This window comes from Methylocystis rosea, assembly GCF_003855495.1.
GTDB classification, from domain to species: Bacteria; Pseudomonadota; Alphaproteobacteria; order Rhizobiales; family Beijerinckiaceae; genus Methylocystis; species Methylocystis rosea_A.
The window spans coordinates 2,798,182-2,819,119 of sequence record NZ_CP034086.1 but is presented as its reverse complement, the minus strand read 5'-3'; the positions used below and the strand labels follow the sequence as shown (position 1 = coordinate 2,819,119).

At 62.1% G+C, this 20,938-nt stretch carries 19 protein-coding genes and 1 tRNA gene; 13 read left to right on the top strand and 7 right to left on the bottom strand.

From position 1 onward, the window contains the following. Nucleotides 1–5 precede the first annotated feature (5 nt). The 3 genes from EHO51_RS13605 to EHO51_RS13595 all read left to right on the top strand — a co-directional run bounded on the left by EHO51_RS13605 (nt 6) and on the right by EHO51_RS13595 (nt 2,422). Nucleotides 6–854, top strand: a complete 849-nt coding sequence (locus EHO51_RS13605) for an ABC transporter ATP-binding protein (protein ID WP_124739335.1) — start codon at nt 6–8, stop codon at nt 852–854. Beyond that, nucleotides 827–1,729 (top strand): MlaD family protein, encoded by a 903-nt coding sequence (locus EHO51_RS13600; protein WP_124739334.1) that lies wholly within the window; start codon nt 827–829, stop codon nt 1,727–1,729. Before EHO51_RS13605 ends, EHO51_RS13600 begins: the two co-directional genes overlap by 28 nt. A 96-nt stretch (nt 1,730–1,825) precedes the next feature. Then, nucleotides 1,826–2,422, top strand: coding sequence for an ABC-type transport auxiliary lipoprotein family protein (locus EHO51_RS13595; RefSeq protein ID WP_124739333.1), 597 nt, complete (start codon nt 1,826–1,828; stop codon nt 2,420–2,422). Between the two features lie 23 nt (nt 2,423–2,445). Here the strand turns inward: EHO51_RS13595 and EHO51_RS13590 are convergent, their stop codons facing one another. Continuing rightward, entirely contained in the window at nt 2,446–3,252 is an 807-nt protein-coding gene (locus EHO51_RS13590; protein WP_164479402.1) for a methyltransferase domain-containing protein, read from the bottom strand. Nucleotides 3,253–3,488: 236 nt separating this feature from the next. Here EHO51_RS13590 and EHO51_RS13585 point away from each other — a divergent pair, with 236 nt between their 5' ends. From EHO51_RS13585 to EHO51_RS13565, 5 genes are all read left to right on the top strand, one after another. Beyond that, nucleotides 3,489–3,878: a 2Fe-2S iron-sulfur cluster-binding protein gene (locus EHO51_RS13585; RefSeq protein ID WP_210330768.1), complete on the top strand. Its 390-nt coding sequence runs from the start codon at nt 3,489–3,491 to the stop codon at nt 3,876–3,878. A 188-nt stretch (nt 3,879–4,066) separates the two neighbouring features. Next, nucleotides 4,067–5,116, top strand: a complete 1,050-nt coding sequence (locus EHO51_RS13580; protein ID WP_124739332.1) for an NAD(P)/FAD-dependent oxidoreductase — start codon at nt 4,067–4,069, stop codon at nt 5,114–5,116. A 38-nt stretch (nt 5,117–5,154) separates the two neighbouring features. After that, nucleotides 5,155–5,844: a 4'-phosphopantetheinyl transferase family protein gene (locus tag EHO51_RS13575; protein WP_124739331.1), complete on the top strand. Its 690-nt coding sequence runs from the start codon at nt 5,155–5,157 to the stop codon at nt 5,842–5,844. Nucleotides 5,845–5,897: 53 nt separating this feature from the next. Continuing rightward, a complete protein-coding gene (locus EHO51_RS13570) occupies nt 5,898–6,485 on the top strand; it encodes an SRPBCC family protein (RefSeq protein ID WP_124739330.1) in 588 nt (195 codons plus the stop codon). Between the two features lie 102 nt (nt 6,486–6,587). Beyond that, a complete protein-coding gene (locus tag EHO51_RS13565; protein ID WP_124739329.1) occupies nt 6,588–7,292 on the top strand; it encodes a sulfate transporter family protein in 705 nt (234 codons plus the stop codon). Between the two features lie 17 nt (nt 7,293–7,309). Here the strand turns inward: EHO51_RS13565 and EHO51_RS13560 are convergent, their stop codons facing one another. Beyond that, nucleotides 7,310–8,341: a complex I NDUFA9 subunit family protein gene (locus EHO51_RS13560; protein WP_124739328.1), complete on the bottom strand. Its 1,032-nt coding sequence runs from the start codon at nt 8,339–8,341 to the stop codon at nt 7,310–7,312. Nucleotides 8,342–8,524: 183 nt separating this feature from the next. On the opposite strand from EHO51_RS13560, the gene EHO51_RS13555 reads away from it, so the two are divergent. Continuing rightward, nucleotides 8,525–8,609 (top strand) — tRNA-Leu (locus EHO51_RS13555). A 154-nt stretch (nt 8,610–8,763) separates the two neighbouring features. On the opposite strand, the gene EHO51_RS13550 is transcribed toward EHO51_RS13555, so the two are convergent. Genes EHO51_RS13550 through kdpA form a run of 5 tightly spaced genes read right to left on the bottom strand, consistent with a single transcriptional unit; the run spans nt 8,764 to nt 16,561 of the window. After that, nucleotides 8,764–9,456 (bottom strand): response regulator, encoded by a 693-nt coding sequence (locus EHO51_RS13550; protein WP_124739327.1) that lies wholly within the window; start codon nt 9,454–9,456, stop codon nt 8,764–8,766. Next, a complete protein-coding gene (locus tag EHO51_RS13545; RefSeq protein WP_124739326.1) occupies nt 9,453–12,152 on the bottom strand; it encodes a sensor histidine kinase in 2,700 nt (899 codons plus the stop codon). The genes EHO51_RS13550 and EHO51_RS13545 overlap by 4 nt, the downstream gene beginning before the upstream one ends. A 27-nt stretch (nt 12,153–12,179) precedes the next feature. Next, nucleotides 12,180–12,779, bottom strand: coding sequence for a potassium-transporting ATPase subunit KdpC (kdpC, locus tag EHO51_RS13540; RefSeq protein WP_124739325.1), 600 nt, complete (start codon nt 12,777–12,779; stop codon nt 12,180–12,182). Nucleotides 12,780–12,790: 11 nt separating this feature from the next. Then, nucleotides 12,791–14,839, bottom strand: a complete 2,049-nt coding sequence (gene kdpB, locus EHO51_RS13535) for a potassium-transporting ATPase subunit KdpB (RefSeq protein ID WP_124739324.1) — start codon at nt 14,837–14,839, stop codon at nt 12,791–12,793. 12 nt (nt 14,840–14,851) lie between these two features. After that, on the bottom strand, nt 14,852–16,561 hold the full coding sequence (gene kdpA / locus EHO51_RS13530) for a potassium-transporting ATPase subunit KdpA (RefSeq protein ID WP_124739323.1): 1,710 nt from the start codon (nt 16,559–16,561) through the stop codon (nt 14,852–14,854). On the opposite strand from kdpA, the gene EHO51_RS20895 reads away from it, so the two are divergent. From EHO51_RS20895 to EHO51_RS13510, 4 genes are all read left to right on the top strand, one after another. Beyond that, a complete protein-coding gene (locus tag EHO51_RS20895) occupies nt 16,551–16,865 on the top strand; it encodes a hypothetical protein (protein ID WP_245434602.1) in 315 nt (104 codons plus the stop codon). The two genes, kdpA and EHO51_RS20895, sit on opposite strands and share 11 nt — an antisense overlap. A 1,061-nt stretch (nt 16,866–17,926) precedes the next feature. Next, the gene (locus tag EHO51_RS13520) at nt 17,927–19,096 is read left to right on the top strand and encodes an alpha-amylase (RefSeq protein ID WP_348629940.1); all 1,170 of its coding nucleotides are present in this window, start codon (nt 17,927–17,929) and stop codon (nt 19,094–19,096) included. Between the two features lie 97 nt (nt 19,097–19,193). Next, a complete protein-coding gene (locus EHO51_RS13515; RefSeq protein ID WP_029651121.1) occupies nt 19,194–19,766 on the top strand; it encodes an ANTAR domain-containing response regulator in 573 nt (190 codons plus the stop codon). Next, a complete protein-coding gene (locus EHO51_RS13510; protein ID WP_124739322.1) occupies nt 19,763–20,911 on the top strand; it encodes a CmpA/NrtA family ABC transporter substrate-binding protein in 1,149 nt (382 codons plus the stop codon). Before EHO51_RS13515 ends, EHO51_RS13510 begins: the two co-directional genes overlap by 4 nt. The last annotated feature ends 27 nt before the right edge of the window (nt 20,912–20,938 follow it).

Sequence of the window (20,938 nt, the reverse complement as noted above, 5' to 3'; positions counted from 1 at the left end):
CGGCGATGACCAACGCCTCGGCTCACGCCGCTCAACCGCGCCCGAATCGCGACGTCATTATCAGCGTGCGCGATCTCGTGGTCGGCTTTGGCGACAAAACCATCATGAAAGGGCTCAGCCTCGACGTCTACCGCGGCGAGGTGCTCGGCTTCGTCGGAGGATCTGGGCAGGGAAAATCGGTGCTCACCCGCGCGATTCTCGGACTCACGCCGACGCGAGGCGGCTCCATTCGGGTTTTTGGGCAAGATCGCGACGCGCTCGCGCCGCTTGAGCGGCGTGCGCTGGAACAGCGTTGGGGCGTGCTGTTTCAGAACGGCGCGCTGTTTTCGGGCCTCACGGTGAAGCAGAATATTCAGATGCCGATGCGCGAAATGCGCGACCTCTCTCAGCGACTGATGGACGAGCTGGCCCTGCTGAAGCTCGAGCTTGTTGGCCTCAATCCCGACGCCGCGGACAAATTTCCGTCAGAATTGTCGGGCGGCATGGTGAAGCGCGCGGCCCTGGCGCGCGCCTTGGCGCTTGATCCCGAGCTTGTGTTCCTGGACGAACCGACATCGGGACTCGATCCGATCAGCGCCGCCGAATTCGACGCGCTGATCGGCACGCTGCAGCAGACCCTCGGGCTGACCGTGTTTATGGTGACGCACGATCTCGACAGCCTGTATTCTATTTGCGACAGGGTGGCGGCGCTCGCTGAAGGTCGGGTCATCGCCGCAGGGCCGCTGGAAACCTTGCTCGCATCCGACCACCCGTGGCTGAAGGCCTATTTCCACGGCGTGCGTGGCGGCAGACTGACTGCGGCGCGCGTTGAGCAGAAGGACGAACAATGGAAACCCGCGCCAACTACGCCCTGATCGGCGCTTTCACGCTGGCGGTCGCCTTCGCCGCCTTTCTTTTCGTCTACTGGTTTTCCGGTCCGAGCCAGCTTGGCCGGCAGGATACATTCCAGATTGTCTTCACCGAGGTTTCAGGGCTGAGCCGCGGGTCCTCGGTGCTGTTCAATGGCGTGAAGGTCGGCGAGGTCACGCATCTTGGCATTTCCGAACAGGATCCGAGCAAGGTCGATGTGCTCGTCAGGATCGACAGCAGAACGCCGGTCAAGACCGACACGCGCGCGCGTCTCGAGACGCGGGGCTTTACGGGCGTTTCCGACGTCCTACTGGTCGGCGGCACGCCCGGCGCCCCGCCTCTGACGGCGCAAGTCGGCCAGAAGTATCCCCAAATTCAGGCCGAGCGCTCCGAAATCCAAAATTTGCTCGTCAATGTTCAGAGCCTGTCGAAAAAAGCCGCCGAAGTCCTCACGAAACTCGACAAGCTCATAGACGATAATGGTCCGGCCATCACCGCGACGCTTAAAAACGCTGCAACGGTCAGCAAGACTTTCGCCGATAACTCCGCTTCGATCACGACTTTCATCCACGACGCGTCGGACGTCGCACGCTCGCTTAAACCGGCGGCGGCGCGGCTCGATCAGCTGCTTGCGGCCGGCGAAAGGACCATCAAGGCGATTGACCCCAAGCAGATCAAGGCGATCGCCGGCAATATCGCCGGGGCCTCGGAACGCATCAATCGTTTCGCCGCGACGGGGCTGCGCGAATATGGACAGCTCGCTGTGGACGGTCGCAAGGCCGTCGACACATTCGATCGCACGCTGCGTTCGGTTGAGAAGAACCCGTCACAATTCATCTTCGGGCCGTCCCAGTCCGTGCCGGAGTATCAAGGCCGTTAAATCAATCCAAAGCGTGGCTTTGAGCCAATGCGGGGATCGGATAGAAGAACGACGCGCTCGACGGGGCGCGCGGGCGAAATGGGGCGACGGGTCGGCATGAAACTGAAGGCGTCCGCTTCGACGCAACGCAAGGTCGCGCAGGCGACGGCGATCGTGTCGGTCGCATTTCTCGTTTCCGCCTGCGCCCAGGCGACGCGCGAGACGTTCGATCTGACGACCGAAACGGGCGCTTTGCGAAGCGTCGCTTTGCGCAGCGGCCCCGCGGTCTTCGTGCCTGAACCCGCCGCGCTCGCGCCGACCTCCTCGGATCGGATTGTGGTTCGCGCCGGCGATGACAGCGTGGCCATTCTTCCCGGCGTGCAGTGGTCGGATCCGATGCCGCGTCTTTTCCAGCGCCGCTTGATTGAAGCGCTGCAGCAGTGCGGTCTTTCAGCCTCTTCCAACTTTGGCGCGCAAACAAAATTGCAGACGGACGTGCGGCGCTTCGAGATCGACCTCGCCCGCAATCTCGCGGTCATTGAAGTTTCCGTCCAACTCGTCGACTCGGGCAGCGGCCGGGCGAAGGCGGCGCGGATCTTTGTCGAAGAGACGCCGGCCCCGGAACACACCGGCTCGCCAGCCGTGCGGGCGCTCAGCGACGCGGCGGCGCGTATCGCGCTGCGCATCGGCCAATGGGCCCGCGCCCGCCTATAGCAACGCTGGCGGGGCGCAATCGCTCAGTCCGGTATCGAACCGTCCCACAGCATGAGGTTCAGGCACGCGAGAAACGCGCCGCTTTGGGACGCCGCTTTAGACGCGCTCGACCAGTCTTCCGCCTCGTCTCGCGTCAAGACGCCCGCGGACACGCAATTCTCCGTCACCCGCGTGAGGTCGAAGATGATCTCCGCCGCGTCGAGACTTCTGACGACGAGAGCATGCCCCCTGCAGCCGATGTTTTCGACGCCGCACTTTTGGAGCAGAACGCCGATCTCTCGGCCGATGTATGGATTGGCGAAAGACTTCTCCCATAGTCGCGCCATCTTAGCCCCGGTTTCGAGTTTCCCGTTGTAGACGAAATATGTTCCCCAATCGGGCTCGGCGACGACGATTCTGCCGCCCTTGCGCGTCACCCGGACCATTTCGCGCAGCGCCTCGATGGGGGCGCTGATGTGCTGCAAGGAGCGATCGATTCGAACGCCATCGAACACGCGATCGCCGAAGGGGAGGTTGCGGGAGTCGCCGCCGACGAAAAGCGCATTGGAAAGCCCCCGCGCCCGCTCTCGCGCCAGGCCGAGAAAGCCATGCGCCGAATCGAGACCGAAGACGTCGGCGCGCGGGAAGCGCCGCGCGAGTCCGATGACGTCGAAGCCGACGCCGCAGGCCACATCCAATATCTTACTGTTTCCGGATATTTGCAGCGCGTCCCAAGTCTCCTGCTTGTAGCGCTTGAAAAAAGGCGTTTCGTTCATGAAATCGAGGCATCCGGTCAGCTGAGACCGTAGCGCGCCATCGGCGTTCCGGAAGCCTAAAGCGATGTCCGTCATCTGCGCGTCTCTTTCGGCGGTCGCCGCTGAATTGCATCGAATGTGGCCTACGGTCGCGCGCGTCGGGAGGGGCTAGCGCCGTAAACGGACGGGTGCTAACTGAACGGCGACAATTTGGGCAGCGCTGGCGGCGCAACCGCACGACGCGCGGAAGAATAGCGGCCCGTGGCTTTCTGCTTCAAGCACAGTCGGGAGCGCCGCGAAAGTCGCGCATGCATGAGGAAGAGACAGGCGTCATGGCGAAGATGAGCTTTGAGGATGCTGCGACCCGCTATGGCGCGGAGCCGGGGGGCGGCGCGCCGACAAAGGTCAAGATCACCTTCGTCGATTCTCAGGGTCAAGCCCGATCCGTCGAGGGCGAGGTTGGCTCCACCGTGATGGAGACAGCAAGGCGCAATGATATTCCGGAGATCGCCGCGGAATGCGGCGGCGCCTGCGCTTGCGCCACCTGCCACGTCTATGTCGATGAAAAATGGGCCGAAAAAACCGGCAAAGCGTCGCAGATGGAGGAGGATATGCTCGACTTCGCCTTTGACGTGAAGCCGAATTCGCGGCTGTGCTGCCAGATCACCGTAAGGCCGGAACTCGACGGGCTGGTCTTAACGACCCCCGCCCAGCAGGGCTGACGCGCAATTTTTCCAGACTACGCCCCAGCGGGTTTGAATCTCTCGACAAATGCGATAGACGAACCGGCAGGGCGAAATTTGAAGCCGGCCGCCGCGCAAGACGCGCCCGCAGCGCCGCCGGCGACGCACACGCGACGCGAACGGCGTCTTCGATCTTCCGCGTTTGAGGAATTAGTCGGGAATTGACGATGAACCAGCTTAAAGAAGCCGCGATCGAAACCGATGTGGTCATTGTCGGCGCCGGCCCAGCGGGTCTTTTTTCGGTGTTCGAACTTGGCCTGTTGGACATCAAGGCGCATGTCATCGACATTCTTCCGCGCGCCGGCGGCCAGTGCTCGGAACTCTATCCCGAAAAGCCGATTTATGACATTCCCGGCCTGCCGGTCTGCACCGGCCAGGAGCTGACGGACAATCTCCTGAAGCAGATCGAGCCGTTTCACCCGACCTTTCACTTCAACGAAATGGTCGAGACGCTCGTGTCGCTCGGAACGGCCGAAAAGCCGGAATTTCGCCTCAGCACCGACGCGGGAAAAATTTTCCACGCCAAGGTCGTCTTCATCGCCGCCGGCGGGGGATCGTTCCAGCCCAAGAAGCCGCCGATCCCGAAGATCGAGTCCTATGAGGGGAAGTCGGTGTTTTACGCCGTGCGCCGCATGGAGGACTTCCGCGACAAGAACGTCGTCATCGTTGGCGGCGGCGACTCGGCGCTCGACTGGACCCTCAATCTGCAGCCGGTGGCGAAAAGCATCACGCTCGTTCATCGTCGTGACCAGTTCCGCGCCGCGCCGCATTCCGTCTCGGCGATGCAGGAGCTCATGGCGGCGGGCAAGATCGACTTCAGGCTTGGCCAGATTACCGCGGTCGAAGGCGAGGATGGCGAACTCGCGGGCGCGATCCTCAAGGGAAATGACGGCGTCGAAGAGAAGCTCGCCTGCGAGCGCCTGATGCCGTTCTTCGGCCTCACCATGAAGCTTGGCCCCGTCGCCGATTGGGGGCTTCAGCTCAATGAAAACCTCATTCCCGTCGACACCGAGAAATTCGAAACGAGTCATCCCGGCATTTTTGCCGTCGGCGACATCAACTCTTATCCCGGCAAATTGAAGCTCATCCTTTCAGGCTTCCACGAGGTCGCGCTCGCCGCGCAGAAGGCCCATCGTTACGTCTATCCCGAAAAGAAGCTTCTGTTCCAGTACACGACGTCCTCGACCAATCTGCAAAAGAAGCTCGGGGTCTCCTGACGTCGGCCGACGCCGAGACGTCCGCGGCCGCCGTCGACGTGTTCTTCATCGACGTCGCGAAGATCGCCGACGACGAATGGCCGAAGCTCGCTGCGCTTCTCGACGAAGGTGAGACCGCGCGGGCGGCGCGTTTTGCGTTCGAATCGGATCGCCTCGCCTATGTCGCCGCGCATGCGCTGTTGCGCGCAAGCCTTTCCGGGCGCGCGAAAGGGATTGCGCCCGCCGCGTGGCGATTCGGCGTGACGCTGCACGGCAAGCCGTTCCTGGCGTCGCCGCGCACCGGCCTTGACGTGAGCCTGTCGCATACCCGGGGCATGGCCGCCGTGGCGATCGCGTCGGGACGCGACGTTGGCGTCGACGTCGAGTCGTTTCTCAGGCCGCGAGACGCCCTGAAGGTGGCGGAGCGTTTTTTTGCGCCCGAAGAGGCGGCGATCGTGCGCAGAGAGCTTGATCCGGAGTCGCAGAGCGACGTTTTCTTTGCGATCTGGACTCTCAAGGAGGCTGTCCTGAAGGCCGACGGGCGGGGGTTGGCGGGCGGGCTCGACAGCTTTGTCGTCAACCTGTCGCCGCTCGCCGTTAGCAGCGATTCCGGCGACAGTTACGGCGTTGAGCAATGGCGCCGCGCAGGTTTCTTCATCGCTGCGGCGGCGCGCGGCGAGGTCAAATTCCGCCTCATGGAAACGTATGCGGCCGCGCTGATCGAGGCTGCCGATTCATTTGAAGCCTGAGCCCGGCGCGCTAGTTGTGTCGCGGGTTCCTGGCGCACGCATTGGAGGGGTTTATGACTGGCTTGTTGCTCATCGTCTTGTTCTACGGCGCCGCTTTGCTCGCACTGGCCGTTTACCTGCAGCCGAATAGTTTCGTGGTGCGGCGCGAGGCGGTCATCAATGCGCCGCCGCGCCGGGTTTTTGCCGCGATCAATAATCTGCGCAATTGGGAGTCTTGGTCACCCTGGGCGAAACTCGATCCAAACGCCGAAATCCAATATGAGGGACCCGCGGCGGGCCCCGGCGCCGCCTTCGAATGGTCGGGCGACAAGAATGTCGGCGCAGGGCGCATGACCATCGTCGACAGTCGACCGACCGAGCGCGTCGACCTCAGGCTCGATATGCGCAAGCCCTTTGCTGCGGCCAATGACGTGACCTTCTTTCTCGCTCCCGACGGCGAACTGACGAAAGGACGCTGGCTCGCGCGCACGCTGGGTTTGGGCGGCGACTCCGCGGCGCATAAGACTCATGTCGTTTGGAGCATGTCCGGCGACGCCAGCCTCGCGAGCAGGGCGATGAACATCTTCGTCAGCCGCGACAAGATGATCGGCGATCAGTTCGAGAAAGGCCTTCAAAATCTTAGCGCGCATCTCAGCAAATAGCTTCAGGCCTTTGACCGCGCCCGGCACTTGCGTCGCGCGCTGCGAAACGCCATCTGGATGGCGGCCGCGATTCGCCGCCATTGATGCAGGTGATTGACTCGCATGACCGAAATGTTCGAGGCCGCTTTGGCGGCGCTGCGCCAGATCGTGACGCCGCCGTTCCGCGCGGTGCTGCTCAAGAGCCTCGGCATGACCTTCCTGTTGCTGGCGCTCGCCTGGGTGGGTCTCGATAAGCTCGCCATGTCCTTCATGATGGTCGAGCATCCTTGGCTGCGGACGGCGCTGACCTATGCGACGGGCGCCGGACTGTTCTTCCTGATGGCGTTTCTCATCGCCCCCGTCTCCGTGCTGGTGTCCGGATTATTCCTCGACGATCTCGCCGATCACGTCGAAGCGGATCTCTATCCGCCGGGACAGCACGGTCGCGCCATTCCGGCGACCCAGGCGATTCTCATGGGCCTGCGCTTCGCTGGAATTTCCGCGATCGTCAATTTCTTTGCGCTGCTGCTGCTCTTCGTGCCGGGAATAAACGCCGCGGCCTTCCTCCTCGCCAACGCTTATCTTTTCGGGCGCGAATATTTTCTCTTCGCCGCGACGCGTTTTCGTTCGCTGCAGGAATCGGAGGCGTTGCGCCGTCGCCATGCGCTATGGCTCTTCGTCGCCGGACTGTTCATCGCCGTCTTCGTCGCGACGCCGGGGCTGAACGTGCTGACGCCGCTCTTTGCCGTCGCCTTCATGACCCGCATCCATCGGATGCTGCCGCCACACCCGCGGGGGGAAACGACGCCGTCCGCCCGCGGGCCCTAGTTCAGAACGCGACGTCGTCAACGCGACGCGGATTCGCCCAGCCGCTGCGTCTGATATTGCCCGACCTTGCGGAAGCGATAGAGATAGGTCGGCACGATCGACTCGATCGATTGCGGATCGGCGATTCCGAGACCTTGCAGCGTGCGCGCTTCCGCCTTCGCCGGGTCGCTGACCACATTGTCGTGCTTGAGCAATTCGACCTGATCACGCGTCATGCGCAAAAGCTTCGGGAAAAGGCCCAGCGACAGCTTGGTCGCCATTTGCGTCACGCTGGCCATAAGCTTGCCGGTTCCGAAGGAGAGTTTCAGGACGCGGCGCTGGCGCTGCGTGACCTTCAGAACATAGTCGACGATCTCCGCGAAGCTTTTGACCTCCGGACCGCCGAGTTCATAAGCGACGCCCGGCTTGGCGCGGCCGGCGAGCGCGATCGCCACCGCGTCGGCGACATCGCCGACATAGACCGGCTGGAATTTTGTCTCGGCGCCGACGATGGGCACGAACGGAAAGTAGCGCGCCATGGTGGCGAAGCGGTTGAAGAAATCATCTTCCGGCCCGAAAATCACTGAAGGGCGCAGGATGACCGTGGCAGGAACCTCCGCAAGCATGGCGGCTTCGCCTTCCGCCTTGCTTCGGCCATAGGCGGCACGCGACTGCGGATCGGCGCCGATGGCGGAAATATGCACGACATTGTGGATGCCGGCCGTCTTTGCCGCTTCGGCGATCGTGCGCGCGCCGCCCGCCTGAACGGTCGAGAATTTCTGCGCGCCGGTTTCAGCAAGGATGCCGACAAGATTAACCGCCGCCGAGGCGCCGCGCAGGGCCGCCGCAATCGACTCCGGACTGCGCACATTGGCCTGCACCGCCATCACCTGGCCGACGCGGCCGAGCGGCTGAAGAAAGAAGGCAAGGTCGGGCCGCCGGCAAGCGACGCGCACGCGCCAGCCGTCGCGCGCCAGCGCTCGGACGACGTAGCGGCCGACAAAGCCGGAGCCGCCGAACACTGTCACCACCCGTCCTTCGCCAATGGTCTGGTTATTGTCGCCGATCATTGCGATTTGCTCCGCTTGCGCCGCGCCGGCTCTCGCCGGAAAAATGGTCGCTATGGCTCTAGCGAAATTTGACGACGAAGGAAATGCGCGAGCTGGCGCCGCCGCAACCTGGGCGGCCATGTGGTTTTGCATAAAGCGCGCATTGACACGAGGCGTCCGCTGCCCCTATGAGACGCGCTCTAAGCCCAGGTGGCGGAATTGGTAGACGCGCTGGTTTCAGGTACCAGTGGTGAAAGCCGTGGAGGTTCGAGTCCTCTCCTGGGCACCAAATCAAAGGCTATCGTCGTCGAAAATTATCGAAACCAACGATAAATCAAAGAGTTTTATTGAAATAGCGGCCCGACGCCTTCGCAGGTATCCTGCCGATTGTTGGTTTATTCATTGGTATTGCGCTGATGCCCGCCGGTCAGACAAAAATCATCCTATTCGATCTCGATAAATCGGTAGCCGACGCCGGGCTCGGTCACGATGATTGTGGGCGTTGCGGGGTTTTCCTCTATCTTCGCCCGTAGCTGGCCGATGAATACGCGCAGATATTGGCTGTCGTTCTGATGCGCCGGCCCCCAAACCGCTTTCAAGATTTCTCGGTGCATCAAAGGCCGGCCGGCGTGTCGCGCGAGAAAGGCGAGGAGCTCGAATTCCTTCGGCGTCAGTTTTACCGGCGCGCCGTTTTTTGCGACGTTTCGCTTATTCAGATTTACGACGAGCCCGTTGGCGATGACGCGTTCGGATTCGGAGGTCGCCGTATCCTGCGAGTGACGTAAGGCCGTGCGCATGCGCGCCAGCAGCTCTCCCATCGCAAACGGCTTCTCGACATAGTCGTCGGCGCCAAGGTCGAGCGCTGCAATCTTCTCCGATTCACGATCGCGCGCCGAGAGAACAATCACCGGCGTTCGCGTGATGATTCGCAACTTTCGCAGCACTTCTTTGCCGTCCATGTCGGGAAGACCAAGATCGAGGATGATGAGATCGGGCGAATTGGCCGATACGGCGGCCAGCGCCTCGCGGCCTGTCGCCGCTTCTATGACCTCGTAGCCGCTCGCCGTCAGCGACGGCCGCAACACGCGCTGTATTTGAGGTTCATCGTCAACGACAAGAACGCTCTCGCCGCTCATGCCGCAACACCCTGCTTCGACAGGCTTGCGGCAGGGAAGCGCATGATGATCCTTGTCCCGCGTCGCCGAACGGCAGGGCTCTGAGCGACGATGGTTCCGCCCATGGCTTTGACGAGTCCGCGACAGATCGAGAGTCCGAGCCCGGTTCCAGCCTTGCGGCCATCCACGCGCCCGCTCCGATAGAATTTTTCGAAGATGCGTTCGAGGTCCGCCGCCTTCACGCCAGGCCCTTCGTCCGTCACGGTGATGACCACGTCAGCGCCCTCCCGCCGCGCATGAATAATCACGCCGGTCGGACCGCCATATTTATGCGCATTGTCGATCAAGTTGAACAAGACCTGACCCAGGAGATTGGCGTCGCCTCGGATAGGCGGCAAGTCCGGCGCGATGCTGATGGACGTGTCTTTTCCGGAGAACGTTTTTCGAGATCTTTCCAAGACGTTGCGGATGACGTCGGCCACATTGACGAGATCGCTGCGCGGCGACAGACCGCCGGACTCGATACGCGACATGTCCAGCAGATTGGCGATGAAGCGCGATAGACGTCCGGCCTCTTCCTCGATCGAGAGGAGAAGGTCTTTGCGATCTTCGGGCGAGAGCTTCTCGCCAAGCTCGCGCAGGCTCGTCACGGCGCCGGTGATCGAAGTGAGCGGCGTGCGGAGATCATGCGAGAGGGCGGACAGCAGAATCGTCCGCAGCTTTTCATTCTCTTCGAGAGCCGCCGCCTTGACCGAGTCGCCGACGAGCATCGATCGGTCGATCGCAATCGCCGTCTGTTCAATCAGCGCCGCAATCGTGCTTTCCGTGGCAGCCGAGAACGGTTCCTGAGGCGTCTTAGGCTCGATCCCGCAAACGGCGACGACGCCGCGCGCCGTCGTGAGAGGCCGGAATTGGAAACGCACATTCGGCAGCGTATCCGTCCGCCAGCCGGCGGGCTCGGCTTTCTCCAGCGCCCATCGCGCGGCGGCGAGTTCGCCGGCGTCCATTTGATCAACCGGCGGCCAGGCGGCAGCCAGTCTCAAACCGGTCTCTTCCGGCATCAGCAGCACAACGCAGGATACGCCGCCGGCTTTCTGAATTTGAGAAGCCGACACCCAGAGAATGTCGTCGAGCGTCGTTATCGTCGAAAGCTTGCGAGAAAATTCAAACAGCGACTGCATCGCCTGAGACCGCTGGCGCATGTTCTTTGCGTAGTTGCGCATCTTGCTCGCGAGCATTGCCGTTATGACGGCGACGACCAGCGCGACAAGGAGCGAAAGAAATTCCTGCGGTTGGGAAATGGTGAGTTCGTAGCGCGGATTGAAAAAGAAAAAGTCGCAGGCGAGAAAGGAAAGAACCGCGGCCATGATCGCGGACCACATCCCCAAGCCGACGGCGCAAAGCACGACCGGAAGGAGGAAGATCACCGAGGGATTGGCAAGACCGAGCCAGCGGTCGAGCACATATCCAACCATCACCGTAATCGTGACCGACACTGCGGCGCCGCCGACCCCAAGCCACGTCTCTGACAGGGTCGGCAATTTCGGCGCGCGTCTCGCTTGAAGCGCGCCATCCTCCTGGACGACGACGTGAACCGCGATATCCGTCGATTGCCGAAGAATTTCGTCGGTCAGGGAACGTCGCATGATTCGGGCGAAGGGCCGAGCTGGCGAACGGCCGAGCACAATCTGCGTAATATTTTCGCGTCTTGCAAATCGCAGCACTTCGCCGGCGAGGTCGTCTCCCGAGATGCGCGCGATCTCCGCTCCAAGCCGCTCCGCCAGCTGCAACGACCGATCGACATTTCTTACCACCTCCGCGGATTGTTCGTCCTGTCCGGCGCGCTCAACATAAAGCGCGATCCATGTCGCGTTAAGGCCTGTCGCCAGTCGTGCGCCAGCGCGAACCACCTCCTCGGACTTTGCATCACGACCAACGCAAACCAGTAAGCGTTCCGCCGTCGCCCAGGGGCCTTCGATCGCTCCTTGGCGAAGGAAATCGACCATTTGGTCGTCGACGCGTTCTGCCGTTCGCCGCAGCGCAAGTTCGCGCAAGGCCGTGAGATTGCGCGGCGTGAAAAAATTCTGCGTCGCGCGCTTCGCGGTCTCGGGAACATAGACCTTGCCGTCCTTCAGTCTCTGGAGCAGTTCGTCTGGCGTGACGTCGACGAGAATAACGTCCGCAGCTTTCTGCAGGACTCGATCCGGAACGGTCTCTCGCACCGCGACGCCGGTCACGCGGGAAACGACGTCGGCGAGGCTTTCAAGATGCTGGACATTGAGCGTCGACCAGACGTCGATGCCGGCGTCGAGCAGCTCTTCGACATCCTGCCAGCGTTTGGGGTGCCGGCTATCTGGCGCATTGGTGTGCGCGAGTTCGTCGATAAGGATGAGCTGAGGCTTTCGCGCCACCGCCGCGTCTATGTCGAATTCCTCGATGATCCGACCGCGGTATTCGCATTTGCGACGAGGCAGCGTCTCAAGACCGTTGAGGAGCGCTTGCGTCTCAGAGCGCCCATGCGTCTCCGCTACGCCTACGACAACATCGACGCCCTCAGCCTTGGCCGTTTGCGCGCGCGCCAGCATCGCGTAGGTTTTGCCGACGCCGGGCGCGGCGCCGAGGAACACGCAAAGCTTCCCTTTGCTCTCCTTGTCGCTCAGGGCAAGGAGGGCATCGGGGTCGGGTCGGCGGTCGAAGTCTCCGTCGTCGCGGGCCAAAGACGTCTACCTTCTTGGGCGTCACCTCTAGTGTAAGCGATCAAGAGCCAAATTCAGCAAGAGCACATTTACACGCGGCTCGCCGATCACGCCAAGAACGCGCCCTTCGAGATTCGCTTCGACAACGGCGCGCACTTGCGACTCACTGAGATTGCGCGCCTTGGCGACGGCCCCCGCCTGCGCCAGCGCGAACTGCGGCGAAATATGCGGATCGAGGCCGGAGGCGGATGTCGTCGCGGCGTCGGCGGCGACGACGTCGACGCGGCCGGCGGCGAATTCCGCCTCGATCGTCGCATTGACGCGGTCGACAAGCTTCTTCGACGTCGGCCCGAGATTGGAGCCCATCGAGTTTGATGCGTTGTAGGGCGCATCGACGGTCTTCGAAGGATCAGCTGGGTCGGGGCCTGTCGTCGCCGAGGGTCGGCCATGAAAATAGCGATCGGAGGCAAAGTTTTGTCCGATCAGCGCCGAGCCGACCACTGTTCCGTCGCGTTCGATCACGCTTCCATTCGCCTGCGTCGGCAGGGCGAGTTGCGCAACGCCGGTGATCGCCAGCGGATAGACGATTCCGGTCAGCGCGGTGAAAAGAACGATCATGACGATCGCCGGACGAATTTGGGAGAGCATCTGAGGGCTCCTTACGCGAGATGAACGGCCGAGACGGCGAGATCGATAAGCTTGATGCCGATGAAGGGCGCGATCAGACCGCCGAGCCCATAGATCAGCAGATTTCGTCGCAACAAAGCGGCGGCGCCCACGGGCCGGTACGGGACGCCCTTCAGCGCGAGCGGGATGAGCGCGATAATGATGAGCGCGTTGAAGATCACCGCCGAGAGGATGGCCGACTGCGGCGAGGCGAGCTTCATAATGTTGATCGCCTCCAGTTCGGGATAGGCGACGACAAACAGCGCCGGAATGATCGCGAAATATTTGGCGACGTCATTGGCGATCGAGAAGGTCGTCAGCGACCCGCGCGTCATCAGCAGCTGTTTGCCGATCGCGACGATCTCGATGAGTTTCGTCGGATCGCTGTCGAGGTCGACCATATTGCCGGCTTCGCGCGCCGCCTGGGTGCCCGTCTGCATGGCGACGCCAACGTCGGCCTGAGCGAGCGCCGGCGCGTCATTGGTGCCGTCGCCGCACATGGCGATCAGGCGGCCGCCCTGCTGCTCCTTACGGATATAGGCGAGTTTATCCTCGGGCTTGGCTTGCGCGATGAAATCGTCGACTCCCGCTTCTCCGGCGATCGCCGCGGCGGTGATCGGATTGTCGCCGGTGACCATCACCGTCTTGACGCCCATCGCGCGCAAGGCTGCAAAGCGTGACTTGATGTCGGGCTTGATGATGTCTTTGAGCTGAATGACCCCCAGCAGCCTGCCGTTTTCCGAAACGGCCAGAGGCGTGCCGCCGGCGCGCGAAATCCGTTCGACGGCGCGTTCGAAATCGACAGGAACGGACTTGACTTGTGCGGCCACGGCGTCGACGGCGCCCTTGCGCAGCATCCGTCCGGGAAGATCGACTCCGGAAATGCGCGTGTGCGCGGAAAAGGGAACGATCTGAGCTTCCTGGCCGAGATCGGGCGTCGAAAAGCCAAGCGTGCTTTTCGCAAAAGCGACGATCGAGCGCCCCTCCGGCGTTTCATCCGCCAGCGAGGCAAGCAGAGCGGCTTCTCCAAACGCGCGCTCGGAGACGCCCTCGACAGGAATGAACTCATCCGCCATGCGATTGCCGAAAGTGATCGTTCCGGTCTTGTCGAGAAGCAGCGTGTCGACGTCGCCCGCCGCCTCCACGGCGCGTCCGGAGGTGGCGATGACGTTGAAGCGGATCAGCCGGTCCATGCCGGCGATGCCGATCGCCGACAAGAGTCCGCCGATCGTCGTCGGGATCAGACAGACGAGCAGCGCGATCAGCACGGTGACCGAAATCGCCGCGCCGGAGTAGATCGCGAGCGGCCAAAGCGTCACGCAGACGATCAAGAAAATGATCGTCAGCCCGGACAGAAGAATCGACAGCGCGAGTTCGTTCGGCGTTTTTTGCCGCTGCGCGCCCTCGACGAGCGCGATCATCCGATCGATGAAGGTTGAACCCGGCGCGGCGGTGATCTTCACCTTGATCCAGTCGGAGAGAACCGTCGTGCCGCCGGTCACGGCTGACCGGTCGCCTCCCGCCTCGCGGATGACCGGCGCGGACTCGCCTGTGATCGCGGACTCGTTGACCGAGGCGACGCCTTCAATCACTTCGCCATCGCCGGGGATGAGGTCACCCGCTTCGACCAGCACCACGTCGCCGAGCTTGAGATCGAGCGCCGAAACGCCTTCATAGACGTCCTTCATCCCGCTCTTGTCTTGCGGATCGATCAGCCGCTTGGCGCGTGAATCGCTACGCGTCTTACGCAAAGCGTCCGCTTGCGCCTTGCCGCGTCCCTCCGCCACCGCTTCGGCGAAATTGGCGAAGAGCACCGTGAACCACAGCCAGGCGGCGATCTGGCCAGAGAAAAAGGCGGCGCCATTCTGCGCGAGGAGATCGCGCACAAAGAACGCCGTGACCACCGCCGACACGGCTTCTGTGACGAAGATCACTGGATTGCGCGCAAGGCGTCTCGGATCGAGCTTCCTGAAGGCGTCGACGGCGGCGCGCTTTGTGATCGCGGCGTCGAACAGACCGGGAGCGGCCACTTTATGCGACATCTGACATGCTCCTTAGAAGGTTTTTCCTGCAAGCAGCGCGAAATGCTCGACGATTGGGCCGAGCGCGAGCGCTGGGAAATATTGCAGCAGATAGAGGATGACGATGACGCCGAGCAGCAGGCCGATGAAGAGAGGCCCATGCGTCGGGAAGGTTCCCACCGAGGCGGCGCCCTTCTTTTTCGCCGCGAACGCGCCGGCGATCGCCAACACGGGAATGACGAAGGCGAAGCGTCCGAGCAGCATTGCGACGCCGAGCGTCGTGTTGTACCAAGGCGTATTGCCCGTCAGCCCTGCGAAGGCCGATCCGTTGTTATCCGTCGCCGAAGCGAATGCGTAAAGGATTTCGGAAAGCCCGTGCGGGCCGGCATTGTTGAGACTGGCGAGCCCCGTCTGAAGCATGACCGAAACGCCCGTGAAGGCAAGAACGCTGAGCGGATAGATCAGCACCGCCAGCATCGCGAGCTTCATCTCGCGTGTCTCAATCTTCTTGCCGAGATATTCCGGCGTGCGGCCGACCATAAGACCCGCGATGAAAACCGCGATGATCGCCAAGACGAGAAACCCGTAGAGCCCCGCGCCGACGCCGCCCGGCGCGATGCTGCCCATGAGCATGTTGAACAAGGGAACGAGACCGCCGAGCGGCATGAACGAGTCATGCATGGCGTTGACGGCGCCGCAGCTCGTGCCCGTGGTCGACGCGGCAAATAGCGCGCTCATCGCAGGGCCGAAGCGCACCTCCTTGCCTTCCATATTGCCAGACGAAGGATCGACGCCGATCTCCGTCAGCAACGGATTGCCGCCTGCCTCGGCCCAGTAAGCGACTGATACGCCCGCGACGAGCACGATCATCATCGTGATGGCGATCGCGCGACCTTGTCGATAGTCGAAGACCGCACGCCCAAAGGCGAAGGCCGTGGCGAAGGGGATGACAAGCAGAGCCCAGATTTCCAGCATGTTGGAAAGGGCGTTCGGGCTCTCGAAAGGATGCGCGGAATTGGCGTTGAAGAAGCCGCCGCCATTGGTGCCGAGCTCCTTGATCGCCTCCTGGCTGGCGACCGGGCCTATGGCGAGCATCTGCCTGGCGCCCTCCAGCGTCGTCGCTTCGACCGAACCCTGAAGCGTCTGCGGCACGCCGAGAGCGACGAGGGCGAGCGCGACGACGATCGAAAGCGGCAGGAGCACGTAAAGCGTCGAACGGGTGAGGTCGACCCAGAAATTGCCGACGGTCGGCGATTCGGCGCGCGAGAAACCGCGCACCAACGCGAACGCCATCGCAAGGCCGGTGGCGGCGGATGCGAAATTATGCACGGTGAGGCCGAGCATCTGCGTCAGGTGGCTCATCGTCGACTCGCCGCCGTAGTTTTGCCAATTGGTGTTGGTGACGAAGCTCATCGACGTGTTGAAGGCGAGGTCGGCGGGAACCCCGCTAAAGCCCTGAGGATTGAGCGGCAGATAGGCCTGGAGCCGCTGCAGGGCGTAGAGCGACGCAAATCCAACGACGCTGAAGGCCAGCATCGCCATCGCGTAGGCAAGCCAGTTTTGCTCCCGCGCTGGATCAACGCCGGAGAGTCTGTAGAAGACGCGCTCAAGGGGCGAGAGCACGGGAGAGAGCAGGCTGCGCTCGCCCGCTAAGACGGTGGCTATGTAATTGCCGAGCGGAATAGCGGCGACAATAACGGCAAGCAGGACGATGGCGATTTGCGCCAGCCCAATGGAAGTCATGGCGAACGCCCGGCATATGCCGAGCCTCCCTTTAGAATTTTTCGGGATGGAGCAGCGTATAGGCGAGATAGGCGCCGAGAAGAACGGCGACGATCAGTCCGATGACAGGTTCAAACATGCGGTTCTCCTAAAGGCGCCCGCAGGCCCGCGCATAGGCGCCAACGATCGCAAACAGGAAAAGACCGAGGCCAACGTACAGAAGATCGAGCATGTGTTCCTCTCCGCGCTTACCGGCGACGTGAATCAATGCGCGCACGCCGCGCGCGCATCTCGTGAACCAGATTGTTCGCGATCACAAAGATAAAGGCCGCGACGCCTAGGCCTATGAGAGATAGAGGCATGAGCGCATCTCACTTTAATGTCGCGTTCTCGCCTTGATGCTTTGTCAAACGAGAACCACGAACCGCAATTTGCGCGCGAATGATGTAAAGGCGCTATTAGGATTTTTAGGTCGTCGTTGGATGCGCTCACATCCGTGTCGTCGGAACGGGCGCAACTGCATCAGCAAACAGCTAAATGGCGCATAGCAGGTGAATATCCCACCGGCGCGCCGCTGCCGGCATCGACCATCAACTCCACGCTCGCGGCATTGAAGGGCGCGGGAGTTGAGCGTTCGGCGGCGCTATGGGAGGCAGCTACTTCTAGGACGGCGTCTGCGGCTTGCCGGCGGACTTCTCGACTGCGAGCGCACGGCTCCTTCTCCGTCGGCGGAAATCCGCCGGCCTCTTCGTCGGTCCCCGAAGGGGCGACGGCAGGATCGGCGCCCGCGCTGATCGGTCGTCGGCGCTTTCTTCTTGGTCTCGTTCATCGCGAGCCTTCTGAGGCGGCGGCCGCGAGACAAGTTTCACATCCTCTCATTGCGTCCTCCCTGTCCAAACACGGACGTCGGACGGAAGACATGTAGAAGGCCGCGTCATCACGGCAAACGCCTGCTACAAGGACGGAGCGGCTGTCGCTGTTGGCGGCAGAATGCGAATTTTTTCAGCGTTCGTTGCCGCCTCGCAAGCAAGCGCGCCACGCGAATAATTCCTCGTGAATGTTTCGCAAGCGCGCGCGTGCAAGCGCGAACCCCTGCAAAAGCCTGGCTTCCAGAGCGGCTCAGCGACGCGCGCCATACAGCTTCGCTGTAGGTGGCGCCGCGATTGCATCCGATAGCGCGAGGGCGTCGCTTGCGACGTCACGCGGTCCACAGAAGGGCCCCCCAGCATCGCCGCTGTCCTGAACGTCTGCTTCGCAGGCGTTCAGGCAGCGGCTTTTTTCGTTTCTGGGGCGCGCGCAGGCGAGATGCAGATGAGGTTCGCGATGAAGAGAGCACAGTCCCAGCGATCGATGCGCCGACAGCCGCCATGGCGCGGCGCCGCAAAATTGATAGTCGCAGCGGCCGCGCTCGTGGCGACCGGCGCGAACGCCGCGCCCCGCAAGAACGCGCCGTCCGAGGCGCCTTCGGTACAACTTCAAGCGCCGCCGCCATCCCTGGCGCCGGCCGCGCCGCCTCCGCCGGCGCCCATGGGGGTGTTCGGCGCCGATATGCCGGCCGCCGGCAAACTCGTTCTCTCCATTACGCCCGTCTTCGCTAATCTGTCGGGCATCAAAATGGGAACGCGCACGGTCTCCAACGAATATATCGTCACGACGGTGCCGTTCTTTCTCAATCCCCGCCAAACCGTGCGCATCATCCCGCAAAATATCGCGGTCGCGACGCAAATTGTCGGCCTGAACTACGGCGTGACCAAAGATTTCGCCGTGGTTCTCACGGCCGGCATGATCGAGAAAAATCTCAACGCCCTAACCTTCAAGGGCGCGTCGGGCATTCTGCCGCTCGGCAGGAGTTTGCCGGGAACGACGAGCCTTGCCGACGTCACTTTGTCGGGCGTCTATCGTATCTATCAGGACGACGTCCACCGCATCCAGCTCTCTCTCGGCATCTCCTTGCCCGCCGGCAGCTACACCGCCACGTTCAAGGACTTTCTCCTGCCCGACGGAACCCGCCGCAACATCCGAGGATTCTATGGCATGCAGCCCGGCACGGGCACATTCGATTTTCTACCGGGCATCGTCTATGCAGGCTATCTGGGACCGTGGTCGTGGGGCCTCGGCTATCGCGGGCGCTTCCCTCTGGCCCCAAATTCACTGGGCTATTCCTGGGACTACCTGCTCGAATATCGCCTGCGCTTTCCGTTCGGTCCCAATCCTTCCGGGGGCTATCGCTGGGGCGATCTGCATGAATTCAACGCCTGGGGTGGCTACACTTGGACGCCCGGACTCACCACCACCTTCCGCGTGAGCGGTTCGACGCAGGGACCGATTCGCGGCTTCGATCCGGAAATCCGCGGCCCGGCCGTGCCGGCCAATCCGGCCTTCTATGGCGGCCAGCGAGTCGAAGTCTTCGGCGGCGCGACGATCAGCGGCAAATTTATCGGCTATGACAATGCGACTGTCGCGGTAGAGGCCGGCATGCCCGTCTATCAGAATCTCAACGGTCCGCAGATCATGAAGAACTGGCAGGCGGGCATGTCGTTGCGCTTCAAGATATAACGTGCGTTGGTCGCGGCCCGGCGGGCGGATCGCGGAGACTGACGGCGATGCGCCGCCGCTGGCGCGACCCCTACATGCGCTCACTGGACGCCGTGAATTGAAGATCGTCATTGTCGACGAAAGTCCCATTCGCTCGCTGATCCTCGAGGAGGGACTGCGTGACGCCGGCTTCACAGAGGTCGAGCGCATCAGCGAAATGCACAATCTGCTGAAGCACATCTACGCCAGCGACCCTGACGTGATCCTGATTGATCTCGAGAATCCTTCGCGCGATACGCTTGAACAGATGTTTCAGGTCAGTCGCGCCGTGCGTCGGCCGATCGCCATGTTTGTCGATCAGAGCGATACGGCGTCGATTCAGGCCTCAGTCGACGCTGGGGTCTCGGCCTATATCGTCGACGGGTTGAAAAAGGAACGCATTAAATCGATCCTCGATCTGTGCGTGTCGCGGTTCAATGCCTTCTCGAAGCTTCAGGATGAACTCGAACAGGCCAAATCCGATCTTGAGGAGCGCAAGACGATCGAACGCGCCAAAGGCATATTGATGAAGGCGAAGAAGCTTTCCGAAGAGGACGCTTACAAATTGATGCGCGGCGCCGCCATGCGCGAAAACAAAAAGATTATCGAAATTGCACGCTCGGTCATCACTGCGGCGGAGATGTTTAAATGACCAGCGAAGCGCATGTGAAAATCGGGTTCATTCCGCTCGTCGACGCCGCCGCGCTGTTGATTGCCGCGCATAAGGGCTTCGCCAAGGCGGAAGGTCTCGACGTCGAACTGATCCGCGAAGCGTCTTGGGCGAATATTAGAGACAAGCTCGCCATCGGCCGTTTCGATGCGGCGCATCTTCTGGCGCCGATGGCGGTCGCCTCCACGCTCGGACTGGGCCATGTGCGAGTCCCGCTTGTCGCGCCGATGAATCTCGCGATGAACGGCAATGCGATCGCGGTGTCCACGTCGCTTTATGCCGAACTCGCCGCGGAAGGCGAGGTCGCGCATCCGGCACAAACCGCGCGCGCGCTCGCCAAGCTCGTCGCGCGACGAAGGGCCGAGGGACGTGAGCCTCTGACCTTCGGCATGACCTTTCCTTTTTCCATGCACAATTATCAGCTGCGCTACTGGATGGCGGAAGGCGGCGTCGATCCCGACGAAGACCTGCGGTTGATCGCTCTGCCGCCGCCTTACATGGTCGAAAATCTGGCGCGCGGCCAGCTCGACGGCTTTTGCGTCGGCGCGCCCTGGAGTTCTGTCGCGGTCGACGCTGGCGTTGGGGTCATTCTGCATTTCGGCTGCGAGATTTTCGCATGCGCGCCCGAGAAAGTGCTCGCTCTGCGCGAGAGCTTCGCCAACGACAATCCCGATCTTGTAGCGGCGCTGATCCGCGCGCTCGACCGGGGGGCCGCCTTCGTCGACGACCCGCATAACCACGACGAGGTTTCGCAAATTCTCTCGCGCCCGGAATATGTCGGCGTCGACGCCGAGATCATCCGCCGCGTGCTCACGGGCCATTTGCGTGTTAAGGCGCGCGACGAACGAAGCGACGCCAATTACCTCATCATTGGACGAGACGGCGCCATGCGGCCGGATCCACGGCAAGCCGAATGGATCTATGCGCAGATGCTGCGCTGGGGGCAGACCCGCCATTCACCAGAGATGGCCGATCGCGCGAAGAGCGTCCTGCGCCCAGATCTTTTCGACGCCGCGATCGATGGGCCGCATGTTCAGCGCGAAATCGGGGCCTTTGCGGGACCGTCGTTCGACGACCGCAGCTATGAAGATTATCTCGCCGGCTTCGATATCGGACAGCGTCTGTGAGCGCTGAACTGATGCTCAAAAGGGACA